Origin of the sequence: Pseudomonas sp. BP11-1-1 (assembly GCF_052112105.1) — a bacterium.
Classification (GTDB): domain Bacteria; phylum Pseudomonadota; class Gammaproteobacteria; order Pseudomonadales; family Pseudomonadaceae; genus Aquipseudomonas; species Aquipseudomonas alvandae.
In genome coordinates this window covers 1-20,330 of record NZ_JAUTYU010000026.1, presented here as the reverse complement: position 1 = coordinate 20,330, position 20,330 = coordinate 1, and the positions used below count along the sequence as shown (strand labels likewise).

At 60.6% G+C, this 20,330-nt stretch carries 16 protein-coding genes, 2 rRNA genes and 1 pseudogene; 4 read left to right on the top strand and 15 right to left on the bottom strand.

The features are described 5' to 3' along the window. Positions 1-76: 76 nt before the first annotated feature. Positions 77-1,753: a vWA domain-containing protein gene (locus Q7C33_RS27020; protein ID WP_407684444.1), complete on the bottom strand. Its 1,677-nt coding sequence runs from the start codon at positions 1,751-1,753 to the stop codon at positions 77-79. Between the two features lie 241 nt (positions 1,754-1,994). On the opposite strand from Q7C33_RS27020, the gene Q7C33_RS27015 reads away from it, so the two are divergent. Together Q7C33_RS27015 and Q7C33_RS27010 are read left to right on the top strand one after the other, a co-directional pair. After that, a complete protein-coding gene (locus Q7C33_RS27015) occupies positions 1,995-2,558 on the top strand; it encodes a hypothetical protein (protein ID WP_407684462.1) in 564 nt (187 codons plus the stop codon). 19 nt (positions 2,559-2,577) lie between these two features. Further along, entirely contained in the window at positions 2,578-3,162 is a 585-nt protein-coding gene (locus Q7C33_RS27010) for a hypothetical protein (protein ID WP_407684443.1), read from the top strand. Between the two features lie 60 nt (positions 3,163-3,222). Here the strand turns inward: Q7C33_RS27010 and Q7C33_RS27005 are convergent, their stop codons facing one another. Continuing rightward, positions 3,223-4,224: a zinc-dependent alcohol dehydrogenase family protein gene (locus Q7C33_RS27005; RefSeq protein WP_407684442.1), complete on the bottom strand. Its 1,002-nt coding sequence runs from the start codon at positions 4,222-4,224 to the stop codon at positions 3,223-3,225. 106 nt (positions 4,225-4,330) lie between these two features. On the opposite strand from Q7C33_RS27005, the gene Q7C33_RS27000 reads away from it, so the two are divergent. After that, a complete protein-coding gene (locus Q7C33_RS27000) occupies positions 4,331-5,209 on the top strand; it encodes a LysR family transcriptional regulator (protein WP_407684441.1) in 879 nt (292 codons plus the stop codon). A 152-nt stretch (positions 5,210-5,361) separates the two neighbouring features. On the opposite strand, the pseudogene Q7C33_RS26995 reads toward Q7C33_RS27000, so the two are convergent. The 5 genes and pseudogenes from Q7C33_RS26995 to Q7C33_RS26975 all read right to left on the bottom strand — a co-directional run bounded on the left by Q7C33_RS26995 (position 5,362) and on the right by Q7C33_RS26975 (position 9,142). Continuing rightward, positions 5,362-6,241, bottom strand: a pseudogene (locus tag Q7C33_RS26995) (virulence RhuM family protein). Between the two features lie 249 nt (positions 6,242-6,490). After that, positions 6,491-6,808, bottom strand: a complete 318-nt coding sequence (locus Q7C33_RS26990) for a DUF3375 family protein (protein WP_030142202.1) — start codon at positions 6,806-6,808, stop codon at positions 6,491-6,493. Between the two features lie 119 nt (positions 6,809-6,927). Then, a complete protein-coding gene (locus Q7C33_RS26985) occupies positions 6,928-8,241 on the bottom strand; it encodes an MFS transporter (RefSeq protein ID WP_198798010.1) in 1,314 nt (437 codons plus the stop codon). Positions 8,242-8,278: 37 nt separating this feature from the next. Then, positions 8,279-8,452, bottom strand: a complete 174-nt coding sequence (locus Q7C33_RS26980; protein WP_181290589.1) for a hypothetical protein — start codon at positions 8,450-8,452, stop codon at positions 8,279-8,281. Between the two features lie 132 nt (positions 8,453-8,584). Further along, positions 8,585-9,142 carry a YbhB/YbcL family Raf kinase inhibitor-like protein gene (locus Q7C33_RS26975; protein WP_407684440.1) on the bottom strand — a complete coding sequence of 186 codons (558 nt, stop codon included), beginning with the start codon at positions 9,140-9,142 and terminating at the stop codon, positions 8,585-8,587. A gap of 140 nt (positions 9,143-9,282) precedes the next feature. Here Q7C33_RS26975 and Q7C33_RS26970 point away from each other — a divergent pair, with 140 nt between their 5' ends. Beyond that, positions 9,283-10,815, top strand: a complete 1,533-nt coding sequence (locus tag Q7C33_RS26970; RefSeq protein ID WP_407684439.1) for an FAD-dependent oxidoreductase — start codon at positions 9,283-9,285, stop codon at positions 10,813-10,815. A 137-nt stretch (positions 10,816-10,952) separates the two neighbouring features. Here the strand turns inward: Q7C33_RS26970 and pgaD are convergent, their stop codons facing one another. From pgaD to rrf (Q7C33_RS26930), 8 genes are all read right to left on the bottom strand, one after another. Next, on the bottom strand, positions 10,953-11,456 hold the full coding sequence (gene pgaD, locus Q7C33_RS26965) for a poly-beta-1,6-N-acetyl-D-glucosamine biosynthesis protein PgaD (RefSeq protein WP_407684438.1): 504 nt from the start codon (positions 11,454-11,456) through the stop codon (positions 10,953-10,955). Next, the gene (gene pgaC / locus Q7C33_RS26960; protein WP_198798007.1) at positions 11,453-12,808 is read right to left on the bottom strand and encodes a poly-beta-1,6-N-acetyl-D-glucosamine synthase; all 1,356 of its coding nucleotides are present in this window, start codon (positions 12,806-12,808) and stop codon (positions 11,453-11,455) included. Before pgaC ends, pgaD begins: the two co-directional genes overlap by 4 nt. A gap of 1 nt (position 12,809) precedes the next feature. Further along, on the bottom strand, positions 12,810-14,807 hold the full coding sequence (gene pgaB, locus Q7C33_RS26955; protein ID WP_407684437.1) for a poly-beta-1,6-N-acetyl-D-glucosamine N-deacetylase PgaB: 1,998 nt from the start codon (positions 14,805-14,807) through the stop codon (positions 12,810-12,812). A 12-nt stretch (positions 14,808-14,819) separates the two neighbouring features. Beyond that, positions 14,820-17,303 (bottom strand): poly-beta-1,6 N-acetyl-D-glucosamine export porin PgaA, encoded by a 2,484-nt coding sequence (gene pgaA, locus Q7C33_RS26950; protein WP_407684436.1) that lies wholly within the window; start codon positions 17,301-17,303, stop codon positions 14,820-14,822. 243 nt (positions 17,304-17,546) lie between these two features. Further along, on the bottom strand, positions 17,547-19,052 hold the full coding sequence (locus Q7C33_RS26945; protein ID WP_030142211.1) for a YdgA family protein: 1,506 nt from the start codon (positions 19,050-19,052) through the stop codon (positions 17,547-17,549). A 159-nt stretch (positions 19,053-19,211) separates the two neighbouring features. Further along, positions 19,212-19,847 (bottom strand): NADH:ubiquinone oxidoreductase subunit N, encoded by a 636-nt coding sequence (locus tag Q7C33_RS26940; RefSeq protein WP_198798004.1) that lies wholly within the window; start codon positions 19,845-19,847, stop codon positions 19,212-19,214. A gap of 181 nt (positions 19,848-20,028) precedes the next feature. Continuing rightward, positions 20,029-20,144 (bottom strand): 5S ribosomal RNA (rrf, locus tag Q7C33_RS26935). A 107-nt stretch (positions 20,145-20,251) separates the two neighbouring features. Beyond that, positions 20,252-20,330, bottom strand: a 5S ribosomal RNA gene (gene rrf / locus Q7C33_RS26930); the annotation flags it as partial.

Here is a 20,330-nt window from a genome sequence, read left to right as displayed (position 1 = left end):
GCGAAACGTCTGTGCCTGACACGCCGCCTTCGCAGGCAAGCCAGCTCCCACATTTTGATCCTCGTTATGCGCAGGATCAGCGCTTGGCCGCAGGCTCGAGGCTCTGGGCCAACTCCACCAACTGCACGAACTCCGAGCGCAACCCAAACGGATCATCGCCGCGGGCCGAGCGCGCCAGTTGGGCGGTGTCCTTCAGGCTCATCGTGCCAGTGTAGCGTCCATCGCCCTTGAGCTGCTGGGCAAAGGCGGCCACGGACGCGGCGAAGCGCAGGTCATCGCTGGGTTGTTTTTCGCTCTGCACACTGGCAATGGGATGCTCGATCAAGCGACTGCTACCGCCCTCGACCGGTTTGTAGCGTACACGCAACATCGCCAGTTCACCGGACTTGCCGTCCGACTTCGGCGCGTTGCCATAACGCAGTGGTTCCAACCAGCCCGGCGTGCCCTTCGGAACGATTTCATACAACGCCGTCACTGTATGCCCGGCGCCAATCTCGCCCGCGTCAACTTTGTCGTTGTTGAAATCCTCACGCTTCAACGCGCGGTTCTCATAGCCCAGCAGTCGATACTCACTGACCTGGGCCGGGTTGAACTCCACCTGCAACTTCACATCCCGCGCCACCACGGCCAAGGTGGAGCTGAGTTGGTCCACCAGGACCTTGCGCGCTTCGAGCAGGTTATCGATGTAGGCGTAGTTACCATCGCCAGCGTCAGCCAATTGCTCCATCAAGTGTTCGTTGTAGTTATCCACACCGAAGCCCAGCGTCGTCAGGGAAACGCCGCTCTTGCGCTGATCCGTCGCCAGCTGCTTGAGGCTGTCGAAGTCGCTGATGCCGACGTTGAAATCGCCATCGGTGGCCAGCAGGATGCGGTTGATGCCGTTATCGATGAAGCTCTCCCGGGCCATCTGGTAGGCCAGCTCGATACCCGAGGCGCCCGCGGTGGAACCACCAGCATTGAGCTGGTCGATGGCGTTGCGGATTTTCACCTTGTCGCGACCCGAGGTCGGCGTGAGGACCACCCGGGATTCGCCGGCATAAACCACCAGGGACACGCGGTCCTGGTCGCGCAATTGATCCACCAGCAGTTTCAGCGTGCTCTTGACCAGCGGCAGGCCTTCACGCCGGTCCATGGAACCGGACACATCCACCAGGAACACCAGGCTGGCCGGGCCCAACTCCGCTACGGCGCGATCGGACGCCTTGATGCCGATGCGCAACAAACGGGTATGGGGATTCCACGGCGACGGGGCGATTTCGGTCGTTACGCCAAACGGCGAGCCATCGGTGGGCAAGGCGTAGTGATAAGGGAAGTAATTGACCATCTCCTCCAAGCGCACGGCGCCCTCGGGCGGCAGGCTGCCCTGGTTGAGGAGACGTCGCACGTTGGCGTAGCTGCCGGTATCGACGTCCACGCTGAAGGTCGATACTGGCGTCTCGGCGACGCTATGGACGGGGTTGTCCGGCAGTTTTTCGTATTGTTCGCGGGGCTCGGCACGGTAACCCTCGGCAATGGAATCGCTCGCCACGCTTGGGGCAGGCATCGCTGCCGGTTTCATGAGCATGCGCTTGACCGTCGGCTGACGCACTTCGGCGATCTCGCCTTGCGGTACAACACTGGGCGCCACGACCACCGGTTCCGCCGGCTTGGCAGTCTCCCGGGACGAAGACAACCCACAACCGGCCAACGTCACCAGCATCGTGACAGCAAAGCCCTGGGCGGCAGGACGCATAAAAGAAATTGGACGGGACATGGGCTGAACCTCGTGAATGGATGATCCGTACGCAAGGTCAGACGCGAGGCCTGTGCGGTTCGGGTTAACCGCCTGAAAATAATTTTCTGAGTGTTCGCAGCCCTTCCTCAGCTTGATGCTTTTGCAATTCCCCTCAAGTTACCGCCTCCCGAGTCGAGACACTAAAGTGCCATCACCCCTATAAGGACATTCCGTGTTCAAAACGTTCCTCAAGGCCACCGCCCTGGTCGCCACCCTGTCGATGACCGGCTGCGTGTCATACACCGTCACCGGCCCGGTGGGCGCGCCACAGCACCCTGCCCCTGTCAGCAGCCCACGTATCGCACAAATTGCCGATGTCGCCGTGACTGCCCCCGATGTCAACGATGCCACCCGCACGGCCATCAGCCGCTCGCTCACCGCCCAGCTCAATCAGTACGTGCAGACCGGCGGCTACTTCAAGCAGGTCACCGAATACCCGACGCGCCTGGGCGAGAATGACGTGTTGCTCAAGTTCGACATGACCTCCCTCAAAGGCCATCGCGCTCCGCATCCGGGCTATTTCCCCGGCGCGTTGCTGACCCTGACCATCTGGATCTGGGTGAACGGTCCTATCTACGTCGACAGTTTCGACGTCGCAGGGAACCTGAGCATCGTCGATCGCGACGGCAAGGAACTGGCGACCGCCAAGGAAGAGATCAAGCTTGAACGCAACGTAGGCCTGTATGGCCGCGAATACTGGGCACCGACCATGGGTGCACAGCAACTGAATCAGTTGGTGGCGCAACTGCTGGACAACGCCACGGCGCGCCTGGCCAAGCAATAATTCCTAGGAGCAGGACACCATGGGTTTCATCAAACACAGTTTCATATTGGCCGCCGTGTTGCTGACGGGTTGCGTGTCTTACTCGCAACACGAGTTGCCGGACGTTAAAACCTGGCCGCCTGCCGCTGCCACCACAGCCTCCAAGCCAACCGCCTTCGTGCGCACCACTGCGCAGAACCAGGTCAACAGCGGCCCGGCCGTCGCTGCCTCGGGCGCCCAGGCCACCGCTTGGGAAAGCTCGGTGACCGAGACCTTCCGAGACTCCGGACGTTTCGCGCGGGTCAGCACCGACAAGGTCGAATCAGACATCTACGCCGAAGCCACCTTGAGAAACAATGAACAGTTCAGCATGGCTTCGGCCATCATCACTGGCGCTACGTTTTTCGTGATCCCCTCCACGGCGCGAAACACCTTTACCCTCGAAACCGTATTCAAGGACAAGGACGGTAAAGAGCTGGGACGTGTGCAGAAAAGCGAATCGGTGCGCACCTGGATGCAGTTGGTGCTGATCTTCGGTATTCCGTTCCAGCAGGACACTCGCGACATCGTGCAGGCGCTGACGCGCAGCACATTGGACGAGGCTGTACAGCGTCGGTTGCTGTAACCAAGCATGATTGGCGAGGGATTTTTCCCTCGCCAGCAGACGCCAGCCTGACGGATCGGCTCACTCAGCCCCGAGTTCCACCACTGTCTTCCCTTGCCCCCGCCCCTCGGCGACCTGAGCGAAGGCTTCGTTGACGCTCTCAAGGCCAAACCGGGTCCGATCCACCTTGATCCGCAACTGCCCAGCCTCAACCAGCGCCGCGGCCTCCCGCAAGATATGACCGTGATGCGCACGGCCCTTTCCGGTCAACAGCGGCATCAAGGTAAACACCCCGGAATAACTCGCCCCCCGGAACGACAAGGGCGCGAGGCTGTGCTGGCCCCAGCCCAGGCAACTGAGCACATGGCCGGTGTAGGTCTTCACTGCGTTGAACGAAGCATCAAGCGTCGCGCCGCCCACGGTGTCGTAGACAATGTCGAAACCTTCGCCGTCCGTGTGCAGGCGGACGTAGCTGTCGGTGTCCTGGGCCCGGTAATCGATGGGCGTTGCGCCCAGCTCGCGGATGAAATCCAGGCTGCTGGCCGAGCCGGTGGCATAAACGTCAGCGCCCCGGGCCTTGGCGATCTGCACGGCGATTTGTCCGACGCCGCCCGCGCCGCCATGGATCAATACCTGTTGGCCGGGATGGACATTGGCTCGATCGACCAGTCCTTCCCAGGCCGTGATGAACACCAAGGGCAAGGCTGCCGCTTCACGCATGCTCAATGCGCGGGGCTTTGGCGCGACCAGTTGTGCATCGACGGCGATGTATTCGGCCAATGCACCTTGAGCGCCACCAATCCCACCGGCCATGCCGAACACTTCGTCGCCAATAGCGAAATCGACAACGCCTTCGCCCAGCTCAACGACAACGCCCGCCAGGTCGATGCCCAGGACCGCAGGAAGCGGTTGCCGGGCATGGCCACCCGCTCCCGCTGCGATTTTGGTATCCAGCGGATTGATCCCGGCAGCGTGCACTTGGATCAGGAGCTGTCCCTTGCCAGGAGTGGGCCGGGCGATGTGGCGGACGATCAACGGGGCCTGAGCGGTTTCAGCGACGGCGGCAAACATGGTGTTGTTCATGACGGTAAACCTCCAGTGAGTGGGCAGGTTCATCATGGGCGCGCCGACGCATTCCGATAAGTCAGCAATAATGGATAGGATTTATTCCAGCAAAAGGCCAAATCCTATGGATCTGTTCGAGGCAATGCAGGTATTCGTAAGGGTCGTGGAGCGCGGCTCGTTCTCGGCAGTGGCCAGGGAGCTGAACCTGGGCCAACCGGCGGTGAGCAAGCAGATCCGCGCGCTGGAACAACACCTTGGCGGCGCGCTGTTCGCGCGCAGCACCCGCCATCCCGCGCTGACCGACCAGGGGCAGCATTTCTACACCGAGAGCAAGGACATACTCGCTAGCCTGGACGCGGCACGCCTCGGTTTCGCCAATGGCCAGGAACAGATCGCCGGCCCCCTGCGCGTAACGGCCCCGGTCAGCTTCGGACGACTGTGCATCGCGCCCCTGGTGGGCCGGTTTCTGGCACGTCACCCACGGGTCCGGCTCGACCTGCGGCTAAGCGATCAGAACGAAGATGTGTTGAAGGAGAATATTGACGTTGCCATTCGCATCGGCGCAGTGAAAAACGAAGGGCTGGTGGCGGTTTCCCTGGGGGGCAGTCCTCGACAGGTGTATGCCACCCCCGCCTATCTGCAGCAGTACGGAAGCCCCCTTCGGCCAGCCGATCTGGCCCACCACAACTGTCTGGCTTTCACGCTGCTGGAGCATTACGACGTCTGGCGATTCGAGCGTGGAGCCGAGCAATACCAAGTGACGATCAAGGGCAACGTCACCAGCAACAGCAGCGAAGCGATCCGGGAAATGGTGCTGTCCGGTCTCGGTGTTTCGCTTTCCCCGCAATGGCTGTATGCCGCTGATATTCGCCAGGGAACGGTAGTCCCGCTGCTTGCCGATTACCAGCCACTGACGCTCCCCATCAACGCCGTGTTCAGCCACGACCGACGCCGCTCGGCGCGCACCCGGGCCTTTGTGGATTTTTTACGCGAGTGTCTTTAAAAAGACCGCAGCCAAATACTTGTAAGTGTCAAAGGCGATGCTGGAACTTCGGGCACTTAACCTTGCCAGGCGGTGAATTCTCATAAAGGCCCAAACCTTAGACGTCCATTCCAATAAAACTTAGCCACCTGTCGCAGACGGGAATCTCGCAGTCAAGACCTAGATTGGGTCTTGCTCGATAGCGAGTGGACAAGCTGGCTCAGATCCGCGAGGTTTTGATCAGAGCTCGCCGTATCTTCTTGCTGGCGCAGTTTATGAAATAGCTCGTATTGCGACTCGGCATGCTGCTTGGCCAGGTCATGAGAAATTTGGCCCGCGTTATCCAGAATTTCGCGGTCGTTCAATTTCAGGAAACCATCAAGCTTTCTCAACCACTCAGCCATGGACATTGGAATACGACGCATGGCTTGGCCTTCCGCAAACACCAGGTATTGCTCGACCAGATTGTTCAAAGCGCTAAGTTCTTCTGCCGAGAGGTAGTTTTTAGCATTCGAGATATCCTGTTTGCGAACCTTGGCACCGCGCCAGTTGGTCAGGCCCATGTGGGGTTTACCACTGTCCGCACGATTGTGAATAAGCTCGGCCGCAGTCTGCCCGGTAATTGCCCAGTGCACTTTGTTTTGTAGTCTTGAAGAAGCTGATGCTGGCTTCCTGAGTCGGGTCGTAGTCCACACTGGTGGCGTAGATGTCAGTAATCTTCTGGTAGAAGCGTTTTTCGCTGGTGCGAATATCCTGGATGCGCCGCGTCAGCTCTTCAAAGTAGTCGAACGGCTGATCGGGATTTTTCAGGCGCTCGTCATCAAGCAAAAAGCCTTTGACTATGTAGTCACGCAACTGCCGGGTGGCCCACTGACGGAAGCGCGTTGCCGTATGGCTTTGTACGCGATAACCCACGGAGATAATGGCGTCCAAATTATAGTGCTTGAGATTGCGCTTTACCTGGCGCGTACCTTCCTGACGAACTACTAAGAAATCCTTAGTGGTTGCGTGTTGATCAAGCTCTCCCTCGCTGAAGATGTTCTTCAGATGCATCAACACGTTCTCTGGCGTGGTGCTGAATAACTCTCCCATCAAGGCTTGGGTCAACCATACGGTTTCATCGACAAAGCGCACGTCCAACCGGGTTCGCCCGTCTTCGCTCTGGTAGATGATGAACTGCGAGGTATTGGCGTTATCCGTGCTCATATCTCAACGACTCCGACTTGGTCAGCAGCGCGATCAGTTCCAAATGTAGCCCCCTCAATATTCCTGTGTAAGGAGCCTGACGAATGCACAACCTCTTCAATCACTAACTGCGGTGGACAATTCATATTCTTCTTCCGACGCGCCTGGCGGGAAGCGCCGTTCGAGGTAGCCTTCCGACAGCCAGCCCGCTATATAGCTTTGCGCTGTTCCCAGATGCTCGCCTCGCACGCGAAGCTCTTCTAGTTCCCGCTCGATACGCTCATGGAAGATGGATGCGGGCAGACCCCGCTCGCTTTCGTACAGATGGGTCTGGAGCAAGCCCAGGGTCAGCGGCCCATGATCGGAGGCCAACAACCGCCACAATGGCTGGGTCCGCAACCGACGAAACGTAGCAATGGTTGTACTGGCTTTCATGCAAGGCTCCCCGACAGAAGAGATGCCCATGGTAAACACAATGTGCGTTGAATCTACCTCGAATCAGGTCGGTTCATACTGTTTCAGAAAAGGCCTACAACAAATTTTGCGGATTGTAGTCAGGGTTCCGACGCTAACGCCGAACCATAAACACGCTCACCCCGCCCCGGGAAATACGCCGCCGCGGTCACGCCCACCGCCCCCATCACCACGCAATATCCGACGCACACCCACGGGCTCCATGGCACCAGCGCAATCAACACCAACGGCGTCATGCTGGCCCACAGCGCGTAGGCGATGTTGTAGGTGAACGAGATGCCGGACACGCGAATCTTCGGCGGGAACAGGCTGACCATCACCGATGGCACCGCGCCGACCACGCCACAACCCAGCCCGGCCACTGCGTAGGCCAGGCCCAGCCAGGCACTGCCACTGATCAGGCTGGCATAGAGCACGGCGATGCCCAGGGGCAGCAGCAGGCTGTAGAGCATGACGGTGCGCCAGGCGCCAATGCGGTCGACGATGAGGCCGGCCAGGACGCAGCCGATGTTCAGGAAAACGATGCCGAGGCTGCTCAGGGCGAAGGTGTGGCTGGGGGTCAGGCCGAAGCTTTTCTGCATCACGGTTGGGGTGATGACGACGAACACGACCACGGCGGAGGTCAGCACGCAGGTGAGGATCGCAGCGGGCAGCAAGGCGTGGCGATGGTCGCGCAGGACCGTGCGCAGCGGCAGTTCCGCCGCCCCCTCACGATTGGCTTGCAGCGCCATGAAGATCGGCGTTTCGCTGAGCCAGCGGCGCAGCCAGACGCCAATCACGCCGAAGACGCCGCCCAACAGGAACGGCAGGCGCCAGGCGTAGTCGAGGATTTCCGTCGGGGTATAAATCCGCGCCAGCGCGGTGGCGGTCAGGGCGCCGAGCAAATAGCCAAAAGTCAGGCCCGCCTGGAGAAACCCCAGGGCATAGCCACGATGTCGCAGCGGCGCATGTTCAGCGACAAAGACCCAGGCACTGGGCACTTCGCCGCCCACCGCCGCGCCTTGCAGGATGCGCAACGCCAGCAACAGCAACGGGGCGAAATAGCCGATCTGCGCGTAAGTCGGCATCACGCCGATGAGCAGGCACGGCAAGGCCATCATGAGGATGCTCAAGCTGAACACCCGCTTGCGCCCCAGGCGATCGGCGAAGTGCGCCATGAGAATTCCGCCCAAGGGCCGGGCCAGGTAGCCGGTGGCGAAAATCCCGAAGCTTTGCAGCAGGCGCAGCCACTCGGGCATCTCTGGCGGGAAGAACAGCTGGCTGAGGGTCAGGGCGAAAAAGACAAAAATGATGAAATCATAGATTTCCAGCGCACCGCCGAGGGCGGCCAGGCCCAGGGTCTTGTAGTCGGATCGGCTGAACCGCGCGTCTGGCAGATGAGTCGAGGCAGTCATAGGCAAGTTTGAAAGTGAGTGGAAAGAAGGCAACGGCTCAGGCAGCGGGATCTTTGTCCACGGGCTGCGCCGGCGATTGGCCTGGCTCGGCGTCTGCGGCCTCGTCAGCAGGCAGGAAATCCTTGCGGCTCTGGGCGATGGCCCGGCGTATCTCGTCGCCCTTGGTGGGGCAGTTCTTGAGGCGGGCGATGCCGTCGGTTTTCTGCGTCATCGCCATCCTCCGGCATGAGTGAACACGGGCCGATAGTGCTCGCTTTTGGCGCTCGATGCCAACTTCCGTGACGATTGGGGCTGCTGTGCAGCCCTGCGGGAGCGAGCGCCCTCGCCACGGGTTTATGCACGATCAACGGTGATAGCGGCGCACCACGCTGCTGTTGCGCAGTACATGGCCGTTGAGTTTTTCCATCAATTGGGTGCGAGTCAGGCCGGCGGGCAAAGCTTCGGGCGGCAGGTCCAGGGCGAAAATCTGGATCAGGTAATGGTGGGCACTGTCGCCAATGGGCGGGCACGGGCCGATATAGCCAGGGGTGTTCTTGCTATTGAGACCGCTCATGCCTTCCAGCGAGGACTTGGTGCCCGCGCCTGCTGGAATCTGCCGGGTGCTGGGCTTGATTCCATAATGAATCCAATGATCGACACCCTGCCCCCGCTGGCCGTCGGGGTCGAGCATGACGATGGCATAGCTGAGGGTGCCCGGAGGACCAGCGTTCCAACTCAAGGCCGGGGAAATATTCTTGCCGCCGCATTTGTTGGCGTCACTGGCGGCCGCTGCGGTGAAGAGGCGGTCGTCCGACACACCGGGAATGCTCAGGGTAAAACGCTCTTCAGCCTGGCCCCCTTGTGCGCACAGCACGAGGGTGACGGCCGCGAGCCAGGAGGAAAGGGAAGTCAATCGGGTCATACCGGGCACCTTGAATGCGGTTCAGGCCATGGACGGCCTGCGAACTATAGCCGCAGCGCCGGCCCGGTTGCAGTGACAATTACGCTGAACCTCACTCCAATTGCTCGACTCCAACGGGAAACGCCTGCCGGAGAACGACCATGCCCATGCATCAAGTCGCCCGCCTCGCTGATGTGCGAGAGGACCGCGGCCTCGAAGTCAGCCTCAATGAATCACCCGTCCTGCTGCTGCGGGCCGGCGGTCAGGTGCGGGCATTCCAAGGCAAATGCCCACATGCCGGCGCACCGTTGGCCAAGGGGGCGGTGTGCCACGGCCGGCTGATCTGCCCGTGGCACAAAGCGGCATTTCGCGCCGAAGACGGCGCCCTGTGCGAACCGCCGGCCCTCGACAGCCTGGAGCGTTATCACGTGGAGGTGCGCGGCGACGAAGTCTGGGTCGATGACCAACCACTGCCGGCCGAGAAAATCCCGCCGGCCGATGATCCGCGTACCTTCGTCATCATCGGCGCCGGCGCGGCGGGCACAGCGTGCGCGGCTGCGTTGCGCGAGAAGGGTTTCGGTGGGCGGATCCTCATGGTCGACCGGGAAGCCGAGGCCGGCTATGACCGCACCGTCTTAAGCAAATATGTCCTGGCTGGCGACATGGCGGCGGACAAGACCCCGCCCCTGCGCGATGAAACTTATTTCACCCAGCAACGCATCGAACGGCGCCATGGCGAAGTCACCGACCTTGATGTGGATGCACGCCAGATCCGCCTCGCGGACGGCGAAACGTTGAGCTACGACGCGGTGCTCCTCGCCACCGGCGGTGTGCCCAAGACGCCCGGCTTGTCGGGGCTCGACCTGCCGAATGTTTTCACCCTGCGCTCCTTGGCCGACAGCCGGCAGATCCTCGACCGTACCCAGCCGGGGCAACAGGCGGTGATCATCGGCGACAGTTTTATCGCCATGGAGGTTGCCTCCTCCCTGCGCAAACGCGAACTGAGCGTCACCGTCCTGGCCCGTCATCCGGTGCCGTTCGCCAAGCAGTTCGGCGACAGCATCGGCAAGGCGATCCTGGCAAGGCACCGGGCCAATGGGGTGGTGTATCACAGCGAAGGCGAAGCAGCGCGAATCGAAGGCACGGGCAACGCCGAAGCCGTGGTGCTGGATAACGGCCAACGCTTTGCGGCGGACCTGGTCATCATCGGTGTCGGCGTGCACCCGGCCACGGAGCCGTTCGCCAACCTGCCACGAGAGAACGATGAATCGTTGATCGTCGACGACGGCATGCGCGTGACTGATGGCGTCTGGGCCGTGGGCGACATCGCGACCTTTCCCCTCAACGGCCAGCCCCGGCGCATCGAACATTGGCGCCTGGCCCAGCAACAGGCCCGGATCGCCGCGACGAATATGCTCGGAGGTGAAGAGCATTACCTAGACGTGCCGTTCTTCTGGACGTATCACTTCGGCAAGCGCTACGACTATCTGGGCCACGCCGAGGAATGGGATGAGGTGCAATTCAAAGGCACACCCGAGCATCCGCCCTTTATCGCGCTGCTCGGCAAGGACGGCCTCGTCGCGGCAGTCGTGGCCTGCGATGAAGGCCGGGCCATGGCAGCACTGGCCCAGCGCATGAAACAACCGCTGCCCGTGGATGAAGCTTGGCGGCTGGTTCGGGACTTTACGGCGTAGCTTGTCTTTAAAAACGCCACAAAACCTGTGGGAGCGAGCTTGCTCGCGATGGCGTCTGCTCGGGCAGCAACACGGTTGCCTGACACTCCGCTATCGCGAGCAAGCTCGCTCCCACAAAGAAATAGTCGCAGCTGCGCTTACGCGGAGTGATCCGCCGGCAAATGGATCACCCGTGGTCGCTCCAACGGGGCCAGGGGCGGCGGCTGCAAGTCCGGGCTCAGCAAATGGAAATGCGGCACCACGTGGCTGATATCCCCATCCTGATTGTTGTGGATGATTTTCGACCCAGGCTGGCGCAAGGTTTCCAAGCGTTCGTCGGTCAACTTGAAACTGGCGCTCAGGCCCTGGTCGTCCACCGCCGGCCTCGGCAGCCGTCGCTGGGCAAAGCTACGGCTCTTGCGCTGTTGATAACGCGCCCAGGTGATCAGGATGATTGCATTGGCCAACGCGATCCAGCCGTAGATCTGCAACGTCCCCAGGGTGTCGAACAATGAACCGCCCAGGCGCGGGCCGGCGTGACTGTCGAACAGCGGCCACAGCCCGTTCACCAGTAGATACAACAGCCCGACCCACGCCAGCACCGTAAAGAGCACATCGATGACCACCAGAAAGGGTCGCTGCCGGGTCCTGATAATTTTCATCGGATCACTTCCTCTTCTTCGTCATCGAACGGTTTGATCCCGCGATCCGGGCTGACCCAGCGGGCACGCTTCTGATGCTGTCCGAACAACACCTTGGGGAAACTCACCAGGGTGGTGAACAGGCTGATCAGCCAGAACACCAGCGGGTACCAGACCACCCAGAACATGATGTGCCACAGGCCTTTTTCGTAGCGGCGGTCGATCAGGATGCTCACCGCGAACTGCATCAGGCACACCACCGCCAGCAGCAGCCCGGTGAAGGCCGGCGGCATGAGGTGGTCCACTGCGATAGCCGCAGGCATCTCGACGAATTTACCGGCGCCCCAGAAGATCACCGACAACAGGAAGGTGAACGCCCAGCCGGTGGACAGGCAGTATTCGAACAGCAGCGGCCACAGGTAGCGGTGACGGTATTGCCAGATACCGCGGATATTCTTGAACAGCACCTCGGCGCCACCCTGGGCCCAGCGCAGGCGTTGCCGCCAGAGGCCGCGCAGGGTTTCGGGCATGAGGATCCAGCACAGGGCGCGGGGCTCGTAGAAGATGCTCCAGTGGTCCAGTTGCAGCTTCCAACTGATGTCGATGTCTTCGGTGATCATGTCCGGGCTCCAATAGCCGACCCGGTGCAGGGCCGTGCGACGGAACGCGACAATTACGCCGGACACGGTAAAGATCCGCCCGAAGACTCGCTGGGTGCGCTTGATCAAACCGATGATCGAGGAAAACTCGCCGACCTGGACCCGGCCCACCAATGTCGAACGGGTGCGGATGCGCGGGTTGCCGGTCACCGCGCCGAGGCGGGCGTTATCCAGCATCGGTGCAACCAGGTAGGCGCAAGTGTTGGGCGCCAGCAGCGCATCCCCGTCGATGCACACCAGGTATTCGCTGCGCGCGGCAATGGCGCCCATGCGCAGGGCCACGGCCTTGCCCTGGTTTTCCGCCAGGTGCAGCACGCGCAAACGTGGGTCCTCGGCGGCCAGCCGGTCGAGCACTTCGGCGGTGTTGTCCTTGGAGCCGTCGTTGATGGCGATGACTTCGATGTTCGGGTAATGCTGGCCCAGCGCGGCGTGAATCGTGTCGGCAACGTTGTCGCCTTCGTTGAAACACGGGACCAGGATGCTGATCAGCGGCTCGCCGGCCAGGGGCGGCGGCAGCGTGTCGTCCTTCCATGGCCAGTGGCGCTCCCAGTGCAGCCAGAAATACAGGCCACCGGCGATCCACAGGCCGGACATGAACAGCGGGTAGAAGAACACGAAGTCCATCAGGAATTGCCCGGTGACCAGGAAGATCAGGCCCAGGGGCACCCCAAGGACGATCGCCAGCACCAGGACGGCGAGCAGTCTGTCGAACATGTCAAGGATTCCACTTGTTGGAGAGCGCAGGCCGCACGGCTTTCACGGCGGGCTGGTCTTCGATGAAGTTGTCCGGGTAGTAACCGAAACTGGTCATGCCCTGACGCTTGAGGCGCCCCATCCAGTCGGCCAGTTGTTCGCCTTCGATGTCGGCCACCGGCTTGCTGTGCCAGTCGCGGGCTTGCAGCTCGAACACCGTACGCTTGAGCGCACCCGGGCGGGCCTTGATCGTTTCCACCAATCGCTCGAGCCAGGGGCCCGATTGCTCGCGGGTCTGCCCTTCCATCAATGGCATGGCCATCGGTGCAGTCCAGTCGTACGCGGCGAGAAAATCGTCGAGGTTCTGGGCGAACCAGGCTTCGCTTTCCGGGTTGAGCATCGGCTCGGCAAAGATATTGCGCGCCGTGCGCACCTGCGGGCCACGTATCGCCCGGACCTTGGCGGTGAGCTCGGCGGTGAAATCGATCAGGTAGCGGCTCTTGAAGCGAGTCCAGCGCTGCATGGCTGCCGGGTCATCGCGCAGGGCGGCGATGGATTGCGGCAAGCCGTGGGCGGCATAGACTTTCATCGCGGCGGGGCTGGCGTCCTCGAAGTCGGAGAACACCGCGTCGTCATGGTAAAGAACACCATCCACCGAGCTCATCCGCGCCATGTCTTCGTAGATTTCGCCGATGACCTTGCGCACGTTCGGGTCGAATGGCGACAGGCGCACGTACTGGTCCGGGGCGACACCGGTCTTGCCGGTCTTCGGATCCCAGCGCAGCACGCGGGGCAGTTTCGGGTCCAGGGCAAAGCTGAGCACCGGCATCCAGGCATAGACCTTGACGTTGGCCCGGGTACGCAATTGCCATGCAACCCGGTCAAACAGATCGGCGCGCACCGGCAGATGACGGTTGGGGAAGTACAGGGAGTGGACCAGGCCGTCACCTTTCGGGTCGGCGAACGCCTGCAGGAACACCGTGTTGGCGCCCAGGTCGTAGATGCGCTGGACCAGTTTGCCGACGTTGGCTTCTTGCTGCGCCGGGTCCGAATCGTAGACGTAATCCAGATCGACGTGGACCACCCGCATCGGGTCGATCGTTTGCACGGAAGAGATGCTTTCGGCGAAGTGCGCGCCGTCCGGATCGGACGACACCAGGAAACGCGGGCCATCCATCAGGTTATCGAGGCTGTCGAGACCATCCTCCAGAGTCAGCGCCATCTGGTAGCCCTCGCTGCCGATGACCTGCAACGCAGTGCCGTCGGCTTCGCCATAGGGCCAGACCCAGACGCGCGGGCTGTAGCCGGCAACCTTGCGGATCTTTTCGGAAATGGCCGCCACATCCTTGCGCATGCGAGCCTGGAAATCGGCCTCGTTTTCGTAGCGACCAGTCGCAGGATCGTAGTGCCGGGTGGTCGCGGCGGGTTGCTGGTTGCCTTGCGGGTTGGCGAGGATACCTTTGTGATTGGCGTCGGTGTGGGCGGCAATTTCCACCAGGCCCGACTTCGAAACCTCACGAACCTGCTCCCACGTCAGGAACTCGGAACGCTTGCGCGGCACACCGGCAAAATCCACCGATTGGCCCTGCGGCGTGTCGACCCAACTGCCAACCGGCGCCAGGATGGCCGGCCAGTTATAGGCGCGCAGGATCGGCATGACGCGGGTGTAGAAGCTCGAGTAGCCGTCGTCGAAACTCAGCAGCACCGCGCGCGGCGGCAGTTCCGGGCCGCCATTGCGGGCGGCGATGATCTGGTCGACGGTGACCGGCTGGTAGTTGTTTTCCCGCAGCCAGGCCAACTGTTCGATCAGGCGTTCGGTACGCACGGCCACGAGAGCCTGGTCGGGGTCGAGATCCTCGACATCGTGGTAGGCGATGCCAAGCACGTGGTTTTTCGGCCACGGCGCGTCGTTGGCCGCCACCGGCCGTTGCGAAGGTGGTGTGAACGCCGGGGCTTGCTGGGCACAAGCGCTGATCAGCAAGACTCCCAGCAGAAGGATGAATCGCGAAATGACGGGCATTTTCAAACTCTTCTAGAAGCGGTAGGTGAGGTCGACAAGCAGGCGCAGATCGCTTTCACGATTGCCGTCGTAAGGGCGGTTGAGCCAGCTCAGCGCGGCCCCGGCTTCGAGCACGTCATTCCAGAGCAAACGCTGGCCGTAGCTGAGCAATCCCATCGCACCGGTGCTGTAGTCACGCTGGCTGTAGGTACCGGCACCGGCCTGGAATTGCTGGCTCCAGGTGGTTTCGTAACGGCGGTACAACACATGGTTGGCGGTCACGGTCGGCATGACGCTGAAGTCCGATTTCGGATTGAAGTACGGCACTTCGTTGGAACCGCTGTTGCGGCTGGCACCGACTTCCAGACCCATTTCCACTTGCAACCTCGGGGCGCTGTAGAGGCCTTCGCGGCCGGTCAGCAAGGTCTCGAGGCGGTTGTTGCCGTCGCTGAAGTGCGACGGGCTGACAGCCAGTCGCCATTCGCGACTCTCATCGGCCCGCCAGCGGACAAAACCGCTTCCGCCATTGGCGCGGATACCGCTGTTGAGAGCCCGCAACGGGGTGCCGGCCGAGAGGTAATCCAGGCTGCCGCCGTACTGCCAGTGGTCGTTGATGTCCCGAGCCACAGCCACACGTGCACCCTGCTTGTCACCGGAGCCATACGAGTGATTGGAGACTTCCGCTTCCAGGGTCATGTCGCGCGTGCGCCGCTCGACGCCCAGGCGCTGCCAGCGATGATGACCGGTGCCTTCCTCGAAATCGCCAGTGGCGTAGCCGGCACCAACGAACAACCGCCAGTCCTCGTCAATGGGCGGGCTGTAGAGCAACGTTTCAATACCAAAGTCCCGGCTGCCGGTCACCGCACCAGCATCGCCATTGCCACCGCCAAAGCTCTTGCCGGTGTAGGCTTCGATGCGCAATTCGGCCATGTCGTGAACTTCGCGCTGGCGTTGCAGGCGCTTGACGTGGGCGTTCTCCGGATAGCGAGCGACGACGTCGTCGGTGAGCGCATCCATCTGCCGCCACTCCTGCAGATCCATCGCGGCGCGGGCCTGGGCGATTTCCAGATCGCGACTACGCGGCGTCGTCGCCTCGACTTCCTTGAGCAGGTTCTCGGACCGGCGCGGCCAGTCTCGGGCCTGATACAGATCGGCCTGGGCCAGGCGCAAACCGATGTTGCCGGGGCCTTGATAGACAAGGTCGTTCAGGCGCGCTTCGGCGGAAGGCAGGTCAGCGCCATAAGTGCCCGCCTGGGCGGCGAGTTGCTGAGCGTCCATCCATTCGTCGTTAGGGTTGCCGATCGGCATCCCTTTAAGCTCCACGCGTGACGGCTGTGATTTCGCCAGATCCTCAGCAAGCGCGCGTGCTTCTTCGGAGCGTTCGCTTTCCAGCAAAGCGTAATAGAGCGCCGTGCTGTCTTCGAAGCGATCCGCAGGGTCGGCATCGGGCGCGGTCAGTACGCGACGATACAGATCGATGGCAATCTCCGGCTCCCGTTGCTCCAAGTAGGAAGAGGCCACCCAACGCAAGGCATAAGTAGGAATGCCGACGCCTTCAGCGACCAGTTTCTGGTATTCGGCAATCACCTCTGCCCGGCGAGCCCGGGCATTGAGGGCACCCATGCGGTCGATCCGCCAGCGCAGGACGTCCTCATGGGCCTCGGCCACCGGGGTCCAGGTGGCGAGCAGTTTGTCGTAATCAACCAGGGCGCGATCCGCGATGACGAAGCGATCCTTTTCGCTGCGGCTGGCCATGTCCGCCAGGCGCACCCGCTCGGCCGCTACATCGCCTTCAAGCCGGCGCTGCACGCCACGGTCGATCAGCCCGGGCTGGAGACGGGCCAGGCGCAGGGCCGGCTCCGGCAACCGGGCACGTTGCAGTGCATAGATATACTCGCGCGCAACCTCAGGCTTGTGACTACCCGCACGGGTGAACGCCTGGTCGTATTCAAATAGCGCTTCGTGGGGATTATTGGCGCGGGTCAGCGCATAACCCAAAGCCAGACGGCGCATTGGATCGTCAGGTTTGGCGGCAACCAGCGCCTTGGCACGGCTGACGGCTTCATCAGGCTTGCCAGCATCGGCCTGGGTCAGGGCCAGGCCCAGTTGCAGATCGGGATTTTGTGGATCGATCGCCAGTGCGCGGCGATACAAATCGGTCGCCGAATCCCAACGCTTGAGGTTGCGATAGGACCGCGCCACAGCCGTCAGCGCCTGGACCGGCAGGTCGCGATAGCGGCCCTGGGTTTCATAGACGGTCGCCACCTCGGCATCGAGGCCAGCCCAACTGGCAATCTGCAGGTGATCACTGATCTGCGCGGTGCTGGCCTGGCCGGCCGATAGCTGACGCAACACGGTCAACGCGGGCGTGTAATGACCTGCACGGGCGTCGAGCACCTTCTGGTCATAGCCAGAATCGGCCAACGCCACAAGCGGCCAGCACAATTGGCTGCACAGCGCGACGCGAAACAACGGGCGCAAACCGAATTGAATAAAAGGACCCACAGTACGCGGCATTCGTCAGCATCCTTACATGGCCAGCCGGGTCGCAGTGCCCCCTTGCCCATCAAACAGGAGGCCGGGTCAAAGGAACCCAGCCAAGCTCTAACGGGCCAAGTCTGGCACTGCGCGCAGGGTCATCTTTCAGAACGCCATAATTCTTCAGAATCCATGCAGATTTCAGCGTGGTACTTTTTCACAGGCAAAAAAAACCGGCCGTTCGCAATGCACAGGCCGGTTTCTGGTACGACTGAAACGGGATTACTGAATGGCGACGCCGCCGCCCAGCTTGCTCATCACAAATGCCGAGAACTGTTCAACGGTCATTTTCTGGCCGTTGAAATCGACTTGATTGTTCGCGTAATGCAGGTTGGTGACCACATCGTTGCCCTCCAGCTTGGCCAGCTCCGTACCCACTGCCATGGCACTGAACATATCGCTGGTGGCGGTGGCCTGGTCAGCGATCAGCTTGGCATCGGTCTGACCTTCCATCTGCGCCTGCACAGTCAGCAGGTCCACCAGCATCGGCTTGGAGACTTTCACCTTGAATTCCAGCAGGGCAAGCAGTTGGCGGCCCAGTTCATCAGGCGGCAAGTCCATGGATTGCGGCTTGGCCAAATCGACGACCAGGCTCGCGCGGCTTTCACCATTAGCGGTATTGAACGACAGGTTCTCCAGGGCGACTTGTGGAGCGCCTGCCAAGAGTTTCTCCAGATCAGCCTTGACCTGTGCCTCTTCCGCCTCGGTCAGGTTCAGCTCTGGCGCTGGCTCGCCCGCTTCAGCCGCTTCGGCAGCGGCTTTTTCGTAAGGCTGCAGCTTGGCTTGGTAGACCTGCATCAGCGACATGGTTGCTGGGATGTCCAGATTCTTGAGGCTTACCGCCATTTGCGCCGAACCGATGACTTTGTCGTTGAACGACAACTCACCGATCTTGTAATCGGCACGGCCCGAAGCGCTGGTGCCGTTTTCGGAGCTGTTGTTCTTCATTTCGAAGTTCTTCAGGCCCAACACCGATTTCTGCTCGCCGAAGCTGGTCTTGCTGTTGCTCAGCAACAGGGTGTTATCACCCATGTAGTAGCCATAGGTGCTCTTGGTCAGGTTACTGGCCAATGTCAGGCCGCTGAACTCAACTTGCACCGGCGTCTGGTCTTCGGCGACGGTGGTCAGTTTGAAACTGTCCATATAGCCATCGACCTTGATCTTTTGGGCTTGGGCGCTGGCAGCCACGTCGATCTTCAGGCCTGAAAAGATGAGCTGGGATTGTTCATCCAGCTTGGTATCCAGGGGCAGCAGCTCGAATGTGCCGTTGGTGGATTGATCGTAGCCCAGGTTGAACACGCCTTTGAGGGGCGACTTGTCCTTGGCGGCAACGAACCACTTTTCGGTCAGCGGAGTGCGCTCAAGCTCGGTGTGACTGGTGGCCATGACTGGCAACCATTTGAGCGTCATCAGGCGGGAAAAGGGCAGCGGACCATGTTCGATGTTATCGACGAACAGCAGTTCGACCGGTTCGCTACCAAACATCTCGCCTTCGCCCTTGAGACGATAATGCGCGGTACTGCTGAATGTTCCGCGATCCAGGGAGACCAGTTCGATCGATGCAGTGCCATTGGAGCCGGCCAGAGCCGTTTGCATTTGCTTGTTGCTGTCGGCAATAGCGGTATTCAGCACTCCTTCAAGCTTCGTGCCGGTATACCAGGCGCCACCTGCGCTGACGGCACCGATAACCACAACGATTCCGAGAAGTACGCTTGCTGATTTATTCATGAGTGACCCGATCGTTATTCCATGGTTGAAAAAATCGTCGTCTTCCTTGACCCGCAAAGGGCTATGGCTCGACGCTGTAAAAGTGGTGGGGAGATTAGCATCAGGCAGGCACGCTAGCCCAATGTTTAAAGGGGGGAAAGCGTGTTCTTGAGAAATGGTCTACGAATATTGGACTTCGATCTCGTCGAGCTGATGATCAAAAGTCTTGAGCCTTGCGGTCCAGGTATATACCAGCACTTCGAAATCACGATTGATCACCGCCGTGCCCGACGAATCTGCGCGCCCATCGCAAAAATCCAGTTGGTAGCGCTCCCGAGCCATGGCGTTGGCGACATCGCACAGCTCGCGCGCATTGTTGAGCCAATGCCAATCGTCTTGCGCGACCTGCTCGTCCAAAGCGGCACACTGGATTTTCAAGGCCTCGAGACTCTTTTCCAGAGGAGTCCCGGTGAGTTCTCCCATGACCTCCTGGAAGGTGCGCCCCGGTTGCCAATAACTGCCCCAGAAATAGCGATCGAACACCGTCTCGACCCTTCGTAGCGCAACCTTTGTATCCCAGATCAACACCAGGGTCTTGCCTTGCTCGAGTTGTTTTTTCTTGATGCGCTGGCCTTGCAGTGAAGCCCAGGCGACAACAGCTATGGATATGACGCCGATCAGCGCAGACACGCTATCGAGGAAGATCAATGCCTTATCTATCTGATGGGTCAGCATGACGCCATAGAAATAGGTACCTGAAAGCAGCAACAACGCTGCAATAGCGCACCAGAAGCCAGGAGCATAAGGGTTTTTCATTATTGGAATCCCCATGACCAGTCACATCGCGGGCGCCTTTTGCCTACGCCCAACAATCAAAGCATAGCAACGGCCTCGGGGTTTGCTGGAGCGGGACAGCAATTTAGGGGACGATCCGATTACCGGCCCTAAACGACAAAACCCCTGTCTGCGCTGGCAGACAGGGGTTTCGGGAATTCAATCTTGACGATGACCTACTCTCACATGGGGAAACCCCACACTACCATCGGCGATGCATCGTTTCACTTCTGAGTTCGGGATGGGATCAGGTGGTTCCAATGCTCTATGGTCGTCAAGAAATTCGGTGACCAACCCGTTCAGAAACAACGTGTCGGTAAAAATCTAAGACTTCTACTAAAACAAAACCCCTACCTGCGTCAGCAGATAGGGGTTTCGGAATTTAATCTTGACGATGACCTACTCTCACATGGGGAAACCCCACACTACCATCGGCGATGCATCGTTTCACTTCTGAGTTCGGGA